This is a genomic window from Pseudomonas sp. SWRI92, from assembly GCF_014268685.1.
GTDB lineage: Bacteria > Pseudomonadota > Gammaproteobacteria > Pseudomonadales > Pseudomonadaceae > Aquipseudomonas > Aquipseudomonas marvdashtae.
This window is the reverse complement of the sequence record NZ_JABWQY010000003.1, coordinates 353,441-371,026: the sequence shown is the minus strand read 5'-3', so window position 1 is coordinate 371,026 and position 17,586 is coordinate 353,441. Positions and strand designations below refer to the sequence as shown.

The following is a 17,586-nucleotide window of genomic DNA, read 5'->3' as shown; positions in this document are numbered from 1 at the left end:
CGGGAACTCGTCTTATCGAAGATTCAGATATCAGCTCGCAACACACTCTCCGGCAACGCCTCTCCCCGCTCCGCGCATGCCGCCACGGCATCGATCAATCCAGCCAATTCATACCCCTGAGCCTCGAGCCAGGCCGGCTCGTAATACGTCGTGGCATAGCGCTCCCCGCCATCACACAAAATCGCCACGATCGACCCCGATTCGCCGGCGTCTGCCATTCGCTTCGCAGCAATCAACGCGCCGATCAGGTTGGTGCCGCTGGATCCGCCGACCCGTCGACCCAAGCGCTGGGCCAGGTAATGCATGGCCGCGAGGGACAAGGCGTCCGGCACCTTGACCATCGCATCGATGACCTTGGGCAGGAACGACGCCTCGACCCGTGGCCGGCCGATGCCTTCGATCCGCGAACCGCAATCCAGGCGCAGGTCGGCATCGCCGCTGCGGTAGTAATCGAAGAATACCGAACGCTCGGCGTCGGCACACAGCACACGGGTACAGTGCTGGCGATAACGGACATAACGCCCGAGGGTCGCCGTCGTACCGCCCGTGCCAGGGCTGGAAACCAGCCAGGCAGGCTCCGGATACCGCTCGAAGCGCATCTGCTGGAAGATCGACTCGGCGATATTGTTGTTGGCGCGCCAATCCGTGGCGCGCTCGGCGTAGGTGAACTGGTCGATGAAATGTCCGTCATGCTCGCGAGCCAGGCGCTCGGACTCGGCGTAGATCTGCGTAGGATCGTCCACCAAATGGCTCTTGCCACCGTAGAAGGCGATCTGTGCGATTTTTTCCCTCGAGGTAGTCGCCGGCATCACCGCAATGAACGGCAGGCCCAGCAAGCGGGCAAAGTAAGCCTCCGAAATCGCCGTCGAGCCGCTGGAGGCCTCGATCACCGGCGCGCCCGGCTTGAGCCAGCCGTTGCACAACGCGTAGAGAAACAGCGAACGGGCCAGCCGATGCTTGAGGCTGCCGGTGGGGTGGCTGGATTCGTCCTTGAAATACAACTCGATGCCCGGCAGTCCCGGCAGTGGCAGTGGAATCAAATGCGTGTCGGCACTGCGCTGGAAATCCGCCTCGATGATGCGGATGGCTTCGCGCGCCCATTGGCGAGGGTCATTCATATTATGTTCTCACTGGATCGGTTCGACGCGAGCGAACCTGACGGCCCCGCATACACGGCCTGGTTTCGGAAATACGTGACGCAAGCTTAGGAAAAAACCGACATCCCGCACAGGTACAGCTAAGGTCCAATATGCGGCATAACTGCCCGACAGCCTGGCGAGAGCTTGTAACGACATATAACAAAAAAGAATATAACTTTTGTTTTAACAACTAACGGTACGGGTTAGGGTGTGCCATCTTTTTGATTCAAATAATGGAGAGCTACCTTGCCTATCCGTAGCGCTTTGACCCGTTTTCTTCAGTTGGAAGCCGCCGGCGGCTTGCTTTTGATCGCCGCTGCCGCGCTAGCCCTGATACTGAATAACTCGCCACTGTCGTGGCTCTATACAGATTTCCTGGACACGCCCGTGGTGGCTCAGGTCGGGGCGCTGAAGATTGCGAAACCAGCGCTGCTGTGGATCAACGACGGCTTGATGGCGCTGTTCTTCCTGCTCATCGGCCTCGAGGTCAAACGTGAGGTACTGGACGGGCAATTGTCGAAGCCTTCACAAATTGTCTTGCCGGGCGCGGCAGCAATTGGCGGCATGCTGATACCGGCTTTAATCTATTGGTTTCTCAACCGTGACAATCCGGCTGCCCTTGCGGGCTGGGCGATTCCGACGGCCACCGACATCGCCTTCGCCCTCGGTGTGCTGGCCTTGCTCGGCAAGCGGGTGCCGGTGTCGCTCAAGCTGTTCCTGATGACCTTGGCAATCATCGACGACCTGGGCGCCATCGTCATCATCGCAATCTTCTACTCTGGTGACCTGTCGACCTTGTCACTGGGACTGGCCGCCGCCTGCATTGCCGGGCTGGTGGCGATGAACCGGATGGGCGTCGTCAAGCTCGGGCCCTATATGGTGGTCGGGCTGATTCTATGGATCTGTGTGCTCAAGAGCGGTGTCCACGCCACATTGGCCGGCGTGACCTTGGCCTTCTGCATTCCACTGCGCACCAGGAACGCCGAAACGTCCCCCCTGCTGACGCTGGAACACGCGCTGCATCCCTGGGTGGCCTACGGTATCTTGCCGCTGTTTGCGTTTGCCAACGCCGGCTTGTCCCTGAGCGGCGTCACGGTCGAGAGTTTCACCCATCACGTCCCGATGGGCATCGCGGTCGGCCTGTTGCTGGGCAAGGCTGTCGGCGTGTTCGGCCTGACGTGGCTAGCGGTGAAAATCGGCATTGCCAGCCTGCCCGCCGGGGCCAATTGGGGTCAGATTCTGGGCGTGGCGATTCTCTGTGGCATCGGTTTCACCATGAGCCTGTTCGTCGGCTCCCTGGCATTCGTGCCGGGTGCGAGTGAGTATGCGGGGATGGACCGGATGGGGATTCTGACTGGGTCGATCCTGGCGGCGGTGATTGGTTATGGGGTGACGGCGATGGCCAGTCGTAAGCCTAATGTAGCGGTTTCGTGACGGCCGGTCCTGTGGAGAGGAAGCTTGCTCCCGCCGGGTCGCGCGGCGGCCCCAAAAAACGATGAGCGCTGCGCACTCAAGCGGGAGCAAGCTCCCTCGCCACAAAAGCTCCCCAGCCACCACGCCAGACGCTGTGCGGATTTACTCGCGCGTTGGGGAGTGGGCAACCCGGCACGGATGCCGGGTTAGCCGCGCAGGTAAAGCGGAACCATAAGCGGCCATTACCAAAGAAACGGATATGCCCACCGCTCGAAGGACAGATACAGCCCCGCGAACCAAAATTGCTTAGTGCGAAACGCGACTCGTGCCACCGACAGTGGAAATCCGAACCCGCTCACCCACACGGAACACTTCGTTCTCCTGAACCTGCTGCACATAGGCACGCATGCTGCCGTCATCTTCCCGAACAGTAATCTCGACACCCTGGGTCCGGGTCAGGCCTTCTTCAGTAGCAGATCCGAGCAAGCCGCCAGCCACGGCGCCGATCACAGCGGCAACGATGCTGCCACGGCCACCGCCGATGGCGCTGCCACCCACACCACCCACCACCGCACCGGCCGCACCGCCGATCGGGGTCTTGGTGCCTTCGATCTTGACCGGACGCAGGGATTCGATGGTACCCATGCGAATCGTCTGGACGCGACGCGCTTCGTCACGGGAGTAGGAGTCGCCGGTCAGGCTCGACTGACAGCCAGTGAGCAACATCGCCATCGTGGAAAAGGAAGCAACCAGCAAAACAGACTTACGCATAGCATCAACTCCAAAAGACAGGGATCCATTAAACTCCCCGGCTTGACGCCTGTCACGGCCTCGCCAGGGAAAAATTGTTTTCATTCAGGTGGGATACAGGCGCACCGGAAAAAATTCACCACACAGTAGCGCTCATTTCAAAAGTCCGCGTCACCGACCCAGGGATTTTCATGGATTATTTCATCATAGTCGCTACCACCGTGGCGGGCCTGTACTTCCATTGGTGGCTGTACGTACGCATCAAGCGCTGGATGGACCGCGACTTGGCGTTGTCATTGGCGGGACAGGATGAGCAGAAGAAAGCTCACATGCTGCAACAATTGACCCGTGCCCGCGAACAAGGCATCAAGCGCCGGGACCTGCCGCAATGGCTTCAAGCCGCTGCGGCAGCTTATCCCGAAGTCAAGGCGCCAAACGCTCGCGAACCCAATCCCCGCCCTGCAGACGATAGTTGAGACGATCATGAAGACGGCTCGACCGTCCCTGCCAGAATTCGATGCGCTCAGGCAACAGGCGATAGCCGCCCCAATGCTCGGGGCAATGAGGTTGGCTGTCGCTGAAACGCTGTTCGGTGGCTTTCAGCAGATCTTCCAGCTCCCCACGTCCGGCGATCACCCGGCTCTGGGGTGAGGCCCAGGCACCGAGACGGCTGCCCAGCGGCCGCACCTGATAATAGGCGTCCGACTCCTGCGCCGTGACCTTCAGGACTTTGCCCTCGATACGCACCTGGCGCTCCAGGGTAGGCCAGAAAAAAGTCATGGCCGCGTAAGGATTCGCCGCCAAGTGCTGGCCCTTCGCGCTGTCGTAGTTGGTGAAGAAGGTGAACCCCTGGGCATCCAGTCCCTTGAGGAGCAGGATCCGGCAGTGCGGCCGACCGTCCGCATCCACCGTCGCCAAGGTCATGGCGTTGGCCTCCACCGGAGCCTGTTCGGTTTTCACCGCGTCGGCGAACCACTGGTGGAACAGCGCGAACGGCTCGGCCGGCGCTTGTGCCTCGGTGAGGCCATCGCGGGTGTAGTCACGGCGCATATCAGCCAGCGTTTGGGTCATGGCGCGCTCCTTGTGATCAGCCCATCACTGTTTTTTGGACGTATCGGCGGCAGCGACTTTTTTCCCATCGGCAGCGGCCTTGGCCGGTTCCGGTTTCTTCGCTGGCGTGGTTTTCTTGGCCGGGGTCTTCTTCGCGGGGGCCTTGGCGGGGGCCTTCTTGGCCGCCGCTTTCTTGGCGGCCGGGGCTGCGGCTTTTTTCGTCGCGGGGGCCGCGGTTGGCGCCGCAGGTTTGACGTCCTGGGCTGCCACCAGCGTCACCGGTGCAGGGGCCGGCATGTTGTATTTGCTCAACAGCGCAACCATCGTGTTTGCCGGCGTGACCAGCAACTCCACACGACGGTTCAAGGCCCGGCCTTCAACGCTGTCGTTGGCCGCACGGGGAGCGACCGAGCCCATGCCGCGCAACATCAGGCGATCACGCTGCAAGCCACTGAGCCGGAAGATCGCCGCCACGGATTGGGCACGCTCCTGGCTGAGCTTCTGATTGGCCGGTGCCGCGCCCGACGTATCGGCATGGCCGAGGATCAGCACGGCGGTTTTCGGATCGGCTTCGAGAATCTTGGCAACGCGGGTGAACGGGCCGAGTGTCACCGGCAGCAGCATGGCCGGACGGTCCGGGTTGAACGAGCCGTCAACGGGCGCGGTGACGACCAGCACGTTATCGCGGCGCTCCAGCTCAAGCTTGCTGTCCTTGATGGCGGTACGCAGCTTCGGCTCATAGTCGTCGAGCCAGGCTTGGGTGACTTTTGGGTCGGGCATCGGCACCGCCTTGGCGGTCTCCTGGTCCTTGCCGCCGAATGGCCACCACCATTTGCCGTTACTTTCGGCTTCGGCCTTGGCAACGGTCGCCGGCGCCTTGGCTTCAGGTTTGGCTTCAGGCTTCACCGGATCTTTTTGGGCGACGTTATCAGCGGCGTCGTCGGAGGAGAATGGCCACCACCAGTGCGTGCCACCGGCACTTTCGGCCTTGGCTTGGGGTGCTGCGGCGGCTGGCTTCAAGGGTACCGCTGGAGCCGGTTCTTTAGCTGCAACCTTGTCGGAGGAACCGAACGGCCACCAACCGCTGCCGCCCTCGGCATCATTTTGTGGGTTTTGTGCGCAACCGGTGATAGCGAAGCACAGCGCCAGAGCGAGGGTTTTATTCGATGACATTGGATATCCACAAAATGATCAAAATGAAAAAACAAAGGCCATGTTCCGGCCGCATAAACAGACGCTTTGAAACTGAAAAGGACACGAGGTTCCTGTCCCCACTACCTGCAAGGGCGCTTTATAGACAAGTGGCAAGCACCCTCGCAAGCTTCTGCGCACGCGGGTCCATCAAGACGTAGGGCCCGAGCGTGTTGGTCACGAAACCGAATGCAACGTCATGCTCCGGGTCGGCAAAACCGATGGAGCCGCCCGCACCGGGATGACCAAAGGCGCGCGGCCCCAGGCCGTAAGTCGCGTTAGGCACATCCGGCTGATCGAGCATGCACCCCAGGCCGAAACGGGTCTGGGTCAGCAGCGTCTTGTCTTCGCCGAAGCTGTGCTGGCGCGTCAGCTCGTCGAGCATCTCACTTTCCAGCAGACTGCCGTCGAGCAGGCCGGCGTAGAACCCGGCGAGGCTGCGCGCGTTGCCGTGGCCGTTGGCGGCCGGCTGCTGCATGCGTCGCCACTCGGGTTTGTTGGTGCTGGTCATGATCGACGGCGGATTGGTGAACGCCCGAGTGGTCATGGCCGTCGGTTCGCGCATCGTCACCTGCAGCAGGCGCTGGGCCGCGGCATCGCCGACATTGCCTTTGCCGCGGGCGATATGCGCCACGCGATAAAATTCGTCGTCGGCCAAGCCGACATGGAAGTCCAGGCCCAGCGGTTTTGCGACCCGGGCAACGATGGACTCACCCGGCCCCCGGCCGTCGGCCCTTCGCAGCAATTCGCCGACCAACCAGCCGTAGGTGATCGCGGCATAACCGTGCCCCTCGCCGGGCGTCCACCAAGGCGCTTCAGCCGCCAAGGCGTCGACCATGGCTTGCCAGTCGTAAAGTGCTTCAGGAGCCATCAACTCCCTGAGCGCCGGTAACCCGGCCTGATGGCAGAGCAACTGGCGCAGGGTGATGCATTCCTTGCCGGCGGCCGCAAATTCAGGCCAATAGCGAGCGATCGGAGCGTCCAGCTGCAGCTTGCCCTCCGCCACCAGTTGCAGGGCCGTTACGGCCGCGAAGGTCTTGGTGCAGGAAAACAGGTTGGCGATGGTGTCGCTATGCCAGGCTTCACTGCCATCTTTATCAGCCGTGCCTGCCCAGATATCGATGACGGTGCGGCCGCCCACTTGAATGCACAACGCCGCGCCGCGCTCCTGGGCATCGTCGAACAGCGCCGCGAACGCTTCACGCACCGCCTCGAACCGAAGCTCGTAATGACCTTGAATTTGCACCCGCAACTCCCTTGAAATAAACACTTTTTTCAGGTGGCTGGCATTGTTTCAGCCATTGAGGGTTTTGGGAACCGCCGTGAGACGGTTGGTTGTGGCTAGGAAATCTCCCGCCGAAACGGCGGCAGCGCATTGAGGATGGCTTTACCGTAGCGCTGGGTCACCAATCTGCGGTCGAGCAGCGTGATGGTGCCGCGGTCTTCCTCGGTACGCAGCAAGCGGCCGCAGGCCTGGACCAGTTTCAGCGACGCGTCCGGCACGGAAATCTCCATGAACGGATTGCCGCCCCGGGCTTCGATCCATTCGGCCAGTGCCGCTTCCACCGGATCGTCCGGGACCGAGAACGGGATCTTGGCGATCACCACGTGCTCGCAGTAGGCACCCGGCAAGTCGACACCTTCGGCAAAACTGGCCAGGCCGAACAGCACGCTGGAGTCCCCGCCATCGACCCGTGCCTTGTGCTTGTTCAAGGTTTCCTGCTTCGAAAGGTTGCCCTGGATGAACACTTGCTTGCGCCAGTCACGGTCAAGCCCATCGAACACGTCCTGCATCTGCTTACGCGAAGAAAACAGTACCAGCGTGCCTCTCGAACCCTCCACCAGCTCCGGCAGGTCGCGAATGATCGCGGCGGTGTGGGCAGGAGCGTCCCGTGGGTCGGCCTTGAGATCCGGCACCCGCAGCACGCCAGCATCGGCATGGTGGAAGGGGCTCGGGACCACGGCGGTCACAGCTTTTTTCGGCAGGCCGGCGCGCATGCGGAAACGGTCGAACGTGCCTAGGGCGGTGAGCGTGGCGGAGGTCACCAGCGCACCGTAGGCAACATTCCACAGGTTGCGTCGCAGCATGTCCGCCGCCAGGATCGGGCTGGCATTGACCTCGATATCGAACAGCGAACCGCTTTCTGCCAGGGTCAGCCAACGCGCCATCGGCGGGTTGTCTTCCGGATCTTCGGCCGTAAATGCCGTCCACAGCTCCCAGTTGCCCTGCGAGCGAGACAGCAGGCTGCCGAACAAGGGATACCATTCCTCGGCCTGGTTGCTGGCAATGCCGATATTGACCTCGCCATCCATGCCTTCCTTGAGCAGGTCGGTCAGACGCGTGAACAGGTCGGTCAAGCGCGAGAAACCTTTCTTGAGCTCGATGCCCATTTCACGCATGTGCTCGGGGATGACCCCGCCGACAAAACGATGACGCGGTCGCTCGCGACCTTCGACGTCTTCGCCGGGCTTGAAGTCGGCCACCTGCTCGCACGCGGTGAACATGAACTGCTGGTTCGTCTTGATCTCGCGCGCAAGCTCGGGCACCTGCTCGATGAACTTGCCCAGGTCACCCGGCAGCGGATGCTGGGCCAACAGCTTCGTGAGGTTCTTGGCGGTGGTTTCCAGCCAGTCGGCGGTGGAGCGCAGCCGAGTGTAATGGGCGAAATGGCCGATGGCCTTGTCCGGCAGGTGATGGCCCTCGTCGAATACATAGATCGTGTCGCGCGGGTCTGGCAGCACCGCGCCACCGCCCAGGGCCAGGTCGGCCAAGACCATGTCGTGGTTGGTGACGATGACGTCGACCTTGCCCATGCCTTCGCGGGCCTTGTAGAAGGCGCACTGGCCGAAGTTCGGGCAATGACGGTTGGTGCACTGGCTGTGATCGGTGGTCAGGCGAGACCAATCGGCGTCTTCCAGGGCGGTGGACCAGCTGTCCCGGTCGCCGTCCCACTTATTGCCGGCCAGTTTCTCGATCATGCTGGTGAACAGCTTCTGGCTGGCTTCATCGACCTCGATCTTGAAACCTTCCTCTTCGAACAGCTGCGCCGTGGCGGTCTGCGCATGGCCTTCCTGGAGCAGCATGTCGAGCTTGGACAGGCACATGTAGCGCCCACGGCCCTTGGCCAGGGCGAACGTGAAGTTCAGCCCGCTGTTGCGCATCAGGTCGGGCAGGTCCTTGTAGACGATCTGCTCTTGCAGGGCGACGGTTGCCGTGGCGATCACCAGGCGCTTGCCGGCGGCCTTGGCAGTGGGAATCGCCGCCAGGCTATAAGCCACGGTCTTGCCGGTACCGGTGCCGGCCTCCACCGCCACGACAGCAGGCTCGCCACTGCGCCGGCCTTCGTCGTCGGTGTCGATGTCACCCAGGATTTTTGCCACTTCGGCAATCATCAGGCGCTGGCCATATCGCGGCTTGAGGCTCTTGGCTTCGAGAAAACGCGAGTAGGCGCCCTGGATCGTGGTTTTGAGTTCGGTGCTGATCATGAATGGTCGGGCGCAAAAAACGCTGGATAAATTTTCAGTGGTTCGGATCGGCGGCTATCATACCCCGCTAATCAATCCTGCGCAGAACGGAGTGACCCAATGACACCCTTTGCCCTCGTCTACACCCTGCATTTACTGGCCGCCCTGGTCTGGGTCGGCGGTATGTTTTTCGCCTGGATGATCCTTCGTCCCGCCGCAATGACGGCCCTTGAAGGCCCTGCACGGCTGACGTTGTGGGTAGAAGTGTTTCAGCGTTTTTTTGTCTGGGTCTGGGTCGCCGTGGCGATTCTGCCGATCAGTGGCGTCGGCCTGATCCATCTACGCTTCGCCGGCTTCGAAACCGCGCCGCGTTATGTGCAGGTAATGATGGGGCTGTATGTGGTGATGACGGCGCTGTTCATCCGCATCCAGGCCTTGCAGCTGCCGTCGTTGCGTAGCGCGGTAACGGTGCAGGACTGGCCGACGGGCGCAGCGGCGCTGGGCAAGATCCGTCGATTGGTCGGCATCAACCTGTTGATCGGGCTGCTGGTGGTGGCGGTTGGCGCGGCAAGGCCCATGTTCTGAAAGAGCGGATTGATCAAGTGGGAGCGCCCGCGCTCCCACCCGTCCGACGTCCTCAGAACCGCTGCACCGTCACCGCCCCCGGCGCGCCGGCTGGCCCGGGCTGGCCCTCGGTGCCAGGGCGACCACTCTTGCCTCCGTCGGCGGTATAGACCAGGCACCCCTTGGCCTTGCCGCCTGCACCGGGCTTGCCACCCGCCCCAGGTGTGCCACCGGCGCCGCCATCCACCGCGACCTTGATGCGTTCGTCGGGGTATTCGCGGGGCAACTCCAGGCGCACCAGCGCACCGGCCGCACCGGCCTGGCCATCGCCGCCATTGCTGCCGTCGGCGCCGCGACCGGCCGAACCCCAGGTGCAACCCGGCGCCTGCCCGTTGGCACCGTCGAGCCCCACGTAACCGGGCGCACCGGTTCCGCCACGGGCGTCCACCGACAGCAGCGGCGCGTTCAACGCATTGAAGCGAACGTTGAGATTGCGCCCCGGTCGTGCCGCCTTCGTATAAGTCCCCGGCGCGCCGCGCGCAGTGATCTGGCTGCCTTCGGCCAGTTCAGCCTGGGTGACTTTCATCTCCAGCGCCTGTTGCGCTGGCACGATCGCGATCCGCGCTTCGCGCCCCAAGTGCAACTGACCGATGGACAGTTCGGTAACGTTGGACGGCACCAGCAGCGTGCCGTAGTCGGCGACGTCCAAGCGCTCCAGGGCCAGGGCGCTGGTCGTGTTGGGCAGACGCATCAGCGAATGACTTTCGACCTGGACCACTTGAGCACAAGCCCATGGGCACACAAATGCTGCGAGCAGACACAATTTACGCATGGGAAGCCTCTGGTGCGGTCGGAAGGGTTTGCACGTGAAAGATGCCGAACAGCAGCACTCGGAGGCGGTCACGGCCAGGCGCGGGACGTCCGCGAAACTGCGCCCTGAACAGCAAGAGTTCGAGTAAATGGACCGCCAGCAACAGCGCCCCGGCGAGATTGACCAACAGATGCAGCGGATGGACGAACGGCATCAACAGATTGACCAGCACCACCAGCCAGAACAGCAGGGTCAGCAAGCGCCCCAGCCCCCAAAACACCTTCATATGCCCCCCGTTCGGGAATTATTCTTTGCACGCACAGTAACGGCATGCGCGCTGGATAAGCCAGAGGGCCCGGCAAATTTAATCTGATCCCAGACCCGGGCCAGCGGTTCGCCTTCCGACGACCCGACAGCCCTGGCCCGGCGCTCAACGCTGGATATGCAATTCAACCCGACGGTTCTGCGCACGCCCCTCGTCGGTCTCGTTGTCGGCCACCGGCTCGCTTTCGCCCTTGCCTTCGCTGGTGAGTTTGTCCGGCGCCAGTCCCTGGGTCAGCAAGTATTCCACGACGCTGCCGGCCCGGCGCTCGGACAGCCCCTCGTTATAGGTATCGGTGCCGACACTGTCGGTGTGGCCCACCACACGAATGCTGGCGACGTTGGCATGGCTCAACTTCGCCACCAGCCCATCGAGTTGGCCTCGTGCCGCGGCGGTGAGATCGGACTGATCAAAATCGAACAACACCTTGCCAGCGTCATTAAGGGTGATGACTTCGCTGGTCGGCGTCTCGGGTTCGTCTTGCGGAACGCTGGCGGGGTATTGCGGCAGCGGGCAGCCGTGGTGTTCGACTGGGGTATCGGCGGGCGTATCGGGACAACGGTCACGACGATCGAACACACCGTCGTCGTCTTCGTCACCGTCCTGGGCGTAGCAGATCAAGCCGCCACCGAGCAGGCCCAAGGCGGCTCCACCGGCGGCCCAGCCGCTGCTTTCGATGGCGCCCAGCCCACCGCCGACGAGTCCGCCGAGCAGGCTGCAGATTGGCCAGGTACGTTGATTGAGTGGTGCGCTGCCGTCGCTGTGGGTGGCGCAGCCGGACAACAGGCTGCTCGCCAGCAGCACCGGTAAGGCGACTTTGATTAGAACGTTCATGGTGAAAGCTCCTGTGTCACCGGCCCATACCGGTCACACAGGAGTAAAGACCCGCATCCGCGACTGTACAAGCCGCGGACGACAAGGGCTTCAGCGGTTTATCTTGATTTCGGTGCGACGGTTCATTGCGCGACCATCGGCCGTTTTGTTATCGGCCACCGGCTGGCTTTCCCCAGCGCCGGATACCGTGACGAAACTGGCGCGAGGTACGCCGCTTTCGACCAGGTATTGCACGACCGAATTGGCCCGTTTTTCCGACAGTTTCTGATTGTAGGCATCACTGCCGACGCTGTCGGTATGGCCCGTCACGCGCAGCTGTGCGGTGGACGTTTCCTGCTTGAGGCGGGTTGCGATGGTGCTCAGCACTTCTTTGTCGGTCGGCGTCAACGTGGCTTTGTTGAACTCGAAATGCACATCGCGCACGACGATGGTTTCTTCCGTCACCACGACCGGCTCCTCGACCATGGGGGGCGGAGCGGGCGGTGGGCAGCCATCGGCATCGACCTGCACACCTTTCGGAGTGCCCGGGCACTTGTCGCGGCTGTCCGGCACACCATCGCCATCCTCGTCGCCGTCGCCCTTGACCCAGCAATAAGCTGCCGCCATGCCGCCAACGTACAGCGCGCCGCCGCCAGCCCAGGAGGTACTTTCTATTGCGCCTAATCCCGCGCCGATCGCTCCGCCAACGGCCGCACAGGTCGGCCAGTCGGTTTTCTGCAAACCTGCGCAACCAGTCAACACACTGGTTAGCAGAACCAGGGGTAACGCTGTCCGAACTATGCTCATCGGGTTTCTCCTTGAAGGATCGGCTTGTCGCCGATTCAGGGGAGTAAAGACCCGACTTCGGATCTGCGCCAGCCTGAGCAATCGCGGGTTTTCGCCCCGTTTTTACGCACGTTCTGCACATTCGGGGACAAACCGCTCTAGGCCAGTGTCTCCACGCACGCTATCGTGGCGGTTCTGACTGAGGAACTTCGATGACCGTTGCCATTTCTTCGCGTACGCCCCAGCAAGCCCTGGCCGCCGTGCTTGACCGTTACGCCCCGCAAAGGCTCTTGCTGATCGGCGCCAGCAGTTTTCCTGCGCTAGAGGCGTTCCAGCAAGCGCACCCCGATACCGAGGTTGTCCACGCCGGTCCCGGCGTGCTGCCAGCTGATGTGGCGGCGCGACGTTTTGACCTGGCCCTGGCGCTCGATTGCCTGGAGCATTTGCCCAAGCGCGACGGTCTGAACCTGTTGGGCGGCATTCGCAATCTCAACGCCAGCCGGATCGCCGTGCTGGCGGATCTCGACGCCTGTGGATGGCAAGAGACAGACTTTTTCTCGCTGGCGCTGCAGGCCAGCGAGCGATTCCAGCGCGAAGACCAGGTGCTGACCCTGTTTACCTACGATCTGCTTGAATACAAACAAGTCCCCGACTGGCTCAACTCACGTTTCTGGGCCAACCCGGAAAATTTTGGAAAATATTGGTGGTAGCGGTGAACACTCCCATGCATACACCCATTTGCCCCTGCGGCAGCGGCAATCCGTTGGACGCCTGCTGCGGCCATTATCACGACGGCCACCCGGCGCCTTGCGCAGCAGCCTTGATGCGCTCGCGCTATAGCGCCTACGTGTTGGGCCTGGTGGATTATCTGGTCAGCACCACCCTGCCCGCCCAGCAGGACGGTCTCGATCGTCAGTCCATCGCCGAATGGAGCGCCGGCAGCACCTGGCTGGGACTGGACGTCGAAAGCAGCGAAGTGTTCGGCGGCCAGCCGGAACACGCGTTTGTCACATTCACGGCGCGCTGGCATGACGGCCAAGGCGAACACAGCCACCGGGAACGTTCTTCGTTCGTGCAGAACGGCGGTCACTGGTATTTCATCGACCCGACCGTGCCGGTCAAGACCGGTCGCAATGACAGTTGCCCGTGCGGCAGCGGACATAAATTCAAAAAGTGCTGCGCCGGCTACTTCGCTCGTTGATTTCGGAAACGTCCGACGCTCGCCCGCCGGTCAGAAGACTAGACTGGGCATAAACCAGAGGCACGGACATGACACAGCCATCACAGTTTTTACGCATCACGTGCCTGCTGTTGTTCATCGGGCTTGGCGGTTGCGCGTCCTGGGGAGGTGACGAGACGCCCGAGCCGCAGGTGCATCTGGTCAAGGTCGAGGTGGTGCGGGCCCGGTTGCTGGAGCAGAAGTTCATGTTGCACTTTCGGGTCGACAACCCCGGCGAGGGTGATCTCACCGTACGCGGCCTGACCTACCGGATCCACTTGGGCGACCTGCTGCTGACCGAAGGCGAGCATGAACACTGGTTCACCGTCCGTCCCCGACGCAGCGCTTACTTCAAGGTGCCGATCCGCACCAATCTGTGGCCGCAGGTCCGGGAAGTGGTGAAAATGCTCGAGAAACCCCGGCAGCAGATCCCCTATCGTCTGGAAGGTGAGCTGGAAACCGGTTTATTCATCGCTGACTACGTGCACCTGGAACGCAATGGCGTGATAATCGCCGCCGATTTTATTGCGGAGTAACCCCGATGACCCAGCAACCCCATGTCCATGGCCCTGATTGCGACCACGATCATGACCATCACCACGATCACGATCACGGCCATGTGCACGGCCCGAATTGCGGCCACGCCCATCAGGAACCCGTGCGCAATGCCCTGAAAGACGTCGGTCGCAACGACCCTTGCCCTTGCGGCAACGGCAAGAAATTCAAGAAGTGCCACGGGGCTTGATGGCCCACGCGATAAGCTTTTTCGTCGGCTAGGCGTCATTGCGAGCTTGCTCGCGATGACGCCGCCGCAGCCGATCTCCATTTTTATCAGCCCGCCTGCAGAATCCGTTTTACGCCCATCACCGTCGCGTACTCCCCGTGCAGATTCCCCAGGGACATGGCGTGCACCTCGGCCGCCGAACGGGCATTGCCGAAGTAATCGGCCTTGTCGAAGGTGTAACAGGCGTCCTCGGCGACCCAGGTGTCGAACCCCAAGTTGCCCGCCGTGCGAGCGGTGGACTCCACTGAATTGTTCGTGGCTACGCCGACAATCACCAACTGTCCGATCCCGGCGCTGCGCAGTTGCTCCTCCAGGTTCGTGCTGCAAAACGCATCCGGCACCTGCTTTTGCACCAGCCCTTCACTGGTCAGCGGCTCGAAACGCTCTTGGACCTCCACGCCCGACTGTCCGGGCCAGAAGACTGACTCGGGAGAGCGGGACAGGTGATGGACGTGGATGACCGGCCGCGCCGAATCCCGCCAGTGGACAAGCAACTCCAGCATGCGCAGCTCCGCCTCGGGGTTGTTGCGAGGGCCAAGTCTGGGGCGCAGGATGCCTTTTTGTTGATCGATCAGGATCAGTGCTGCGTTTTCCAGTAGCTCCATGCCGGTCTTCTCAAGCTCGTTCATTGATTTTCCACACTTGAGCATCACCTTTTCCTACAAGCAAGTCCTTGCCACCTGTTCCCCTGGATCCGGGCTCTCATCGCCAAATCGACAAATAACCCCAGCCCCCGCTTGCGCGCCCTTCTCCTGCTCACTAACGTAGCGCCTTTATTGGTGCTACCCCCCTCCCGCAGGAGCTTTGCCATGGCCTCGCCAGCCTCTATTTCGTTCTTTCCCAAGCTCGGCGTTGCCGCAGCAGTGGCCAGCGTGCTCGGTCTGAGCGGTTGCCAGGCCTGGAATACCCAGGACACGGTTCCGCCCGCCACCGGTGTACAACCGCTCAAGGGGCTGGCGCAGAATGTCTCGGTCCGGCGCAACGCCATGGGCATGCCGCTGATTGAAAGCAACAGCTTTCATGACGCCCTGTTTGCCCTCGGCTATGTCCATGCCAGCGACCGGATCACGCAGATGACCACCCTGCGCCTGCTTGCCCAGGGCCGATTGGCGGAGATGTCCGGCGCCGAGCGGCTGGATGTCGACCGCTATATGCGCGCGGTGAACCTGAAGAAAAGCGCCGATGAGCTGTACAAGGCGTCTTCGCCACGCCTCAAGCGCTTCTTCGAAGTGTATGCGCGCGGCGTCAACGCCTACCTGTTCCGCTATCGCGACAAACTGCCGTCGGACCTCGCCGCCACCGGCTACAAACCCGAATACTGGAAACCGGAAGACTCGGCGCTGCTGTTCTGTCTGCTGAATTTCAGCCAGTCGGCCAACCTGCCGGAAGAGGTCGCGGCGCTGGTGCTTGCCCAGACCGTTACCAACGACAAATTGGCTTGGCTGAGCCCGTCCTATCCGGATGAGCCACTGCCCTTGGCGGAGGCCGAAAAGCTTCAGGGCGTGCGGCTCAATGGCCAGGTTCCCGGCCTGAATGAAGTCAGCAAGGCGGGCGCTCAACTGGCCGACCTGAACCTGCTGGGCGCAGCCTCTTCGAACAACTGGGCCATCGCCCCGCAGCGCAGCCGCAACGGCAAGAGCCTGCTGGCAAGCGACAGCCAGGGGCCGCTGGGCGTGCCGTCGCTCTGGAGCCCCGTGCAGATCCGCGCGCCCAAATACCAGGCCGCCGGGCTGTCCGTGGCAGGCGTCCCGATGATCCTGGCGGGCTTCAACGGTAACGTGGCCTGGAGCATGACCAGCGTGCTGGGCGACAACCAGGACCTGTTCCTGGAAAAGATCCGACGCCAGGGCAATGGGCTGTCCTACGAAGTCAATGGCAAATGGCAACCAGTGACCGTGCGCAACGAAACCTACTTCATCAAGGGTCAACGGCCGATCCGCGAAGCCGTGTACGAAACCCGCCACGGTCCGTTGCTCAACAGCGCCCAAGGCTTGGCCATGGCTAACGGTTTCGGCCTGGCCCTGCAACTGCCGAGCTTCACTGATGACAAGACCCTGGACGCGTTCTTCGATCTGTCACGCGCGCAGAGTGTCGAGAAGGCTTCCGATGCCAGCCGGGAAATCCGCGCCATGGCGGTGAACATGGTGTTTGCCGATGCGCGCAATATCGGCTGGCAAGTCACTGGCCGCTATCCGAACCGCCGTGAAGGCGAAGGCCTGCTGCCATCGCCAGGCTGGGAAGGTCGCTACGATTGGGACGGTTACGCCGATCCGATGCTGCATCCCTACGACCAGGACCCGGCCCAGGGCTGGCTCGGCACCACCAACCAGCGCGTCATCCCCCATGGCTACGGCATGCAGCTGTCCAATTCCTGGGCGGCGCCGGAGCGTGGCGAGCGCATGGCCGAGCTGGCCGGCGCGGGCAAGCACGACGCCCGCAGCCTGATCGCCATGCAATATGACCAGACCACGACGTTCGCGGCCAAGCTCAAGAAAGTCTTCGAAGCCCCGGGCATGGCCCAGCCGCTCAAACAAGCGATCGAGGCCCTGCCGGTGGCGGACCGGGCCAAGGCTCGTGAGGCTTATACCCGCTTGATGGCGTTCGACGGCCGGCTCAGTCCGGTCTCTGCCGACGCAGCGATCTATGAGCTGTTCCTGCAAGAAAGCATGAAGCAGATTTTCCTCGACGAATTGGGCCCGGAAGGCAGCCCGGCCTGGAAAGCGCTGGTCGCCAATGGCCAGTTGTCCTACTCAGCCCAGGCCGACCATTTGCTGAGCCGCGAGGACAGCCCCTTCTGGGATGACGTGCGTACGCCGCAGAAGGAAGACAAGGCCGTCATCCTGGCCCGCAGCCTGGCAGCGGCCATCAGCGCCGGCGAGAGCCAGTTGAGCGGCGACCGCGCCACCTGGCAATGGGGCAGACTGCATCGCCATGAGTGGAAGAACGGCAGTGGCCAGGTCGTACGCGGCCCGCTGGCAGCCGGCGGCGATGCAACCACGCTCAATACCGCCGCGTTCGCCTGGGGCCAGGACTTCAATACGACCCTGGCGCCGGCCACGCGTTTTATCGTTGATTTCAGCCAGCCCGAACCGTTGACGATCCAGAGCGCTGCCGGCCAGTCGGGCAACCCGGCCAGCCCGAATTATCTGAACGGCATCGATCCGTGGATCAAAGGTCAATATCAAAGCCTGCCATTGCAACCCCAGAACTTCGACCGGGCGTACGGCAAGACCCGGTTGACGTTGGTGCCGGGTAAATAGGCTCTTCCACCGTGGCGAG

At 62.2% G+C, this 17,586-nt stretch carries 19 protein-coding genes; 8 read left to right on the top strand and 11 right to left on the bottom strand.

The genetic code is table 11. The features are described 5' to 3' along the window. Positions 1–23 precede the first annotated feature (23 nt). Positions 24–1,118 (bottom strand): PLP-dependent cysteine synthase family protein, encoded by a 1,095-nt coding sequence (locus HU762_RS08295; protein WP_186635244.1) that lies wholly within the window; start codon positions 1,116–1,118, stop codon positions 24–26. A gap of 267 nt (positions 1,119–1,385) precedes the next feature. On the opposite strand from HU762_RS08295, the gene nhaA reads away from it, so the two are divergent. Further along, entirely contained in the window at positions 1,386–2,573 is a 1,188-nt protein-coding gene (gene nhaA, locus HU762_RS08290; protein WP_186635241.1) for a Na+/H+ antiporter NhaA, read from the top strand. 285 nt (positions 2,574–2,858) lie between these two features. On the opposite strand, the gene HU762_RS08285 is transcribed toward nhaA, so the two are convergent. After that, positions 2,859–3,323 carry a glycine zipper 2TM domain-containing protein gene (locus HU762_RS08285; protein ID WP_186615330.1) on the bottom strand — a complete coding sequence of 155 codons (465 nt, stop codon included), beginning with the start codon at positions 3,321–3,323 and terminating at the stop codon, positions 2,859–2,861. A 170-nt stretch (positions 3,324–3,493) separates the two neighbouring features. Between HU762_RS08285 and HU762_RS08280 the strand changes: the two genes are divergently transcribed. Then, entirely contained in the window at positions 3,494–3,778 is a 285-nt protein-coding gene (locus tag HU762_RS08280) for a hypothetical protein (RefSeq protein WP_186635238.1), read from the top strand. Here the strand turns inward: HU762_RS08280 and pdxH are convergent. The 4 genes from pdxH to dinG form a co-directional block, all read right to left on the bottom strand. Then, complete coding sequence (gene pdxH / locus HU762_RS08275) at positions 3,726–4,373, bottom strand: pyridoxamine 5'-phosphate oxidase (protein ID WP_186635235.1); 648 nt, start codon at positions 4,371–4,373, stop codon at positions 3,726–3,728. The genes HU762_RS08280 and pdxH overlap by 53 nt on opposite strands. 24 nt (positions 4,374–4,397) lie before the next feature. After that, the gene (locus HU762_RS08270) at positions 4,398–5,525 is read right to left on the bottom strand and encodes an OmpA family protein (RefSeq protein WP_186635232.1); all 1,128 of its coding nucleotides are present in this window, start codon (positions 5,523–5,525) and stop codon (positions 4,398–4,400) included. 118 nt (positions 5,526–5,643) lie between these two features. Beyond that, entirely contained in the window at positions 5,644–6,789 is a 1,146-nt protein-coding gene (locus HU762_RS08265) for a serine hydrolase (protein ID WP_186635229.1), read from the bottom strand. Positions 6,790–6,884: 95 nt separating this feature from the next. Next, a complete protein-coding gene (dinG, locus tag HU762_RS08260) occupies positions 6,885–9,029 on the bottom strand; it encodes an ATP-dependent DNA helicase DinG (protein WP_186635226.1) in 2,145 nt (714 codons plus the stop codon). Positions 9,030–9,128: 99 nt separating this feature from the next. Here dinG and HU762_RS08255 point away from each other — a divergent pair, with 99 nt between their 5' ends. Next, the gene (locus tag HU762_RS08255; RefSeq protein ID WP_186635223.1) at positions 9,129–9,593 is read left to right on the top strand and encodes a CopD family protein; all 465 of its coding nucleotides are present in this window, start codon (positions 9,129–9,131) and stop codon (positions 9,591–9,593) included. Between the two features lie 52 nt (positions 9,594–9,645). On the opposite strand, the gene HU762_RS08250 is transcribed toward HU762_RS08255, so the two are convergent. The 4 genes from HU762_RS08250 to HU762_RS08235 form a co-directional block, all read right to left on the bottom strand. Beyond that, positions 9,646–10,404: a collagen-like protein gene (locus HU762_RS08250; protein ID WP_186635220.1), complete on the bottom strand. Its 759-nt coding sequence runs from the start codon at positions 10,402–10,404 to the stop codon at positions 9,646–9,648. Then, the gene (locus HU762_RS08245) at positions 10,397–10,669 is read right to left on the bottom strand and encodes a DUF1145 domain-containing protein (RefSeq protein WP_186635217.1); all 273 of its coding nucleotides are present in this window, start codon (positions 10,667–10,669) and stop codon (positions 10,397–10,399) included. The genes HU762_RS08250 and HU762_RS08245 overlap by 8 nt, the downstream gene beginning before the upstream one ends. 144 nt (positions 10,670–10,813) lie before the next feature. Continuing rightward, complete coding sequence (locus HU762_RS08240; protein WP_186635214.1) at positions 10,814–11,539, bottom strand: OmpA family protein; 726 nt, start codon at positions 11,537–11,539, stop codon at positions 10,814–10,816. A 90-nt stretch (positions 11,540–11,629) separates the two neighbouring features. Beyond that, the gene (locus tag HU762_RS08235) at positions 11,630–12,325 is read right to left on the bottom strand and encodes an OmpA family protein (RefSeq protein ID WP_186635211.1); all 696 of its coding nucleotides are present in this window, start codon (positions 12,323–12,325) and stop codon (positions 11,630–11,632) included. Between the two features lie 191 nt (positions 12,326–12,516). On the opposite strand from HU762_RS08235, the gene HU762_RS08230 reads away from it, so the two are divergent. The 4 genes from HU762_RS08230 (at position 12,517) to HU762_RS08215 (ending at position 14,268) form a co-directional block, all read left to right on the top strand. Beyond that, positions 12,517–13,014 carry a DUF6231 family protein gene (locus HU762_RS08230; protein ID WP_186635210.1) on the top strand — a complete coding sequence of 166 codons (498 nt, stop codon included), beginning with the start codon at positions 12,517–12,519 and terminating at the stop codon, positions 13,012–13,014. A 14-nt stretch (positions 13,015–13,028) separates the two neighbouring features. After that, positions 13,029–13,505 carry a YchJ family protein gene (locus HU762_RS08225; RefSeq protein ID WP_186635207.1) on the top strand — a complete coding sequence of 159 codons (477 nt, stop codon included), beginning with the start codon at positions 13,029–13,031 and terminating at the stop codon, positions 13,503–13,505. A 68-nt stretch (positions 13,506–13,573) separates the two neighbouring features. Next, the gene (locus tag HU762_RS08220) at positions 13,574–14,059 is read left to right on the top strand and encodes an LEA type 2 family protein (protein WP_186635204.1); all 486 of its coding nucleotides are present in this window, start codon (positions 13,574–13,576) and stop codon (positions 14,057–14,059) included. Positions 14,060–14,064: 5 nt separating this feature from the next. Next, complete coding sequence (locus tag HU762_RS08215) at positions 14,065–14,268, top strand: SEC-C metal-binding domain-containing protein (RefSeq protein WP_186615305.1); 204 nt, start codon at positions 14,065–14,067, stop codon at positions 14,266–14,268. A gap of 86 nt (positions 14,269–14,354) precedes the next feature. Here HU762_RS08215 and HU762_RS08210 read toward each other — a convergent pair whose 3' ends face one another. After that, a complete protein-coding gene (locus tag HU762_RS08210) occupies positions 14,355–14,912 on the bottom strand; it encodes a cysteine hydrolase family protein (protein WP_186635501.1) in 558 nt (185 codons plus the stop codon). Between the two features lie 204 nt (positions 14,913–15,116). Here HU762_RS08210 and HU762_RS08205 point away from each other — a divergent pair, with 204 nt between their 5' ends. After that, positions 15,117–17,567, top strand: coding sequence for a penicillin acylase family protein (locus tag HU762_RS08205; RefSeq protein WP_186635201.1), 2,451 nt, complete (start codon positions 15,117–15,119; stop codon positions 17,565–17,567). Positions 17,568–17,586: the final 19 nt, after the last annotated feature.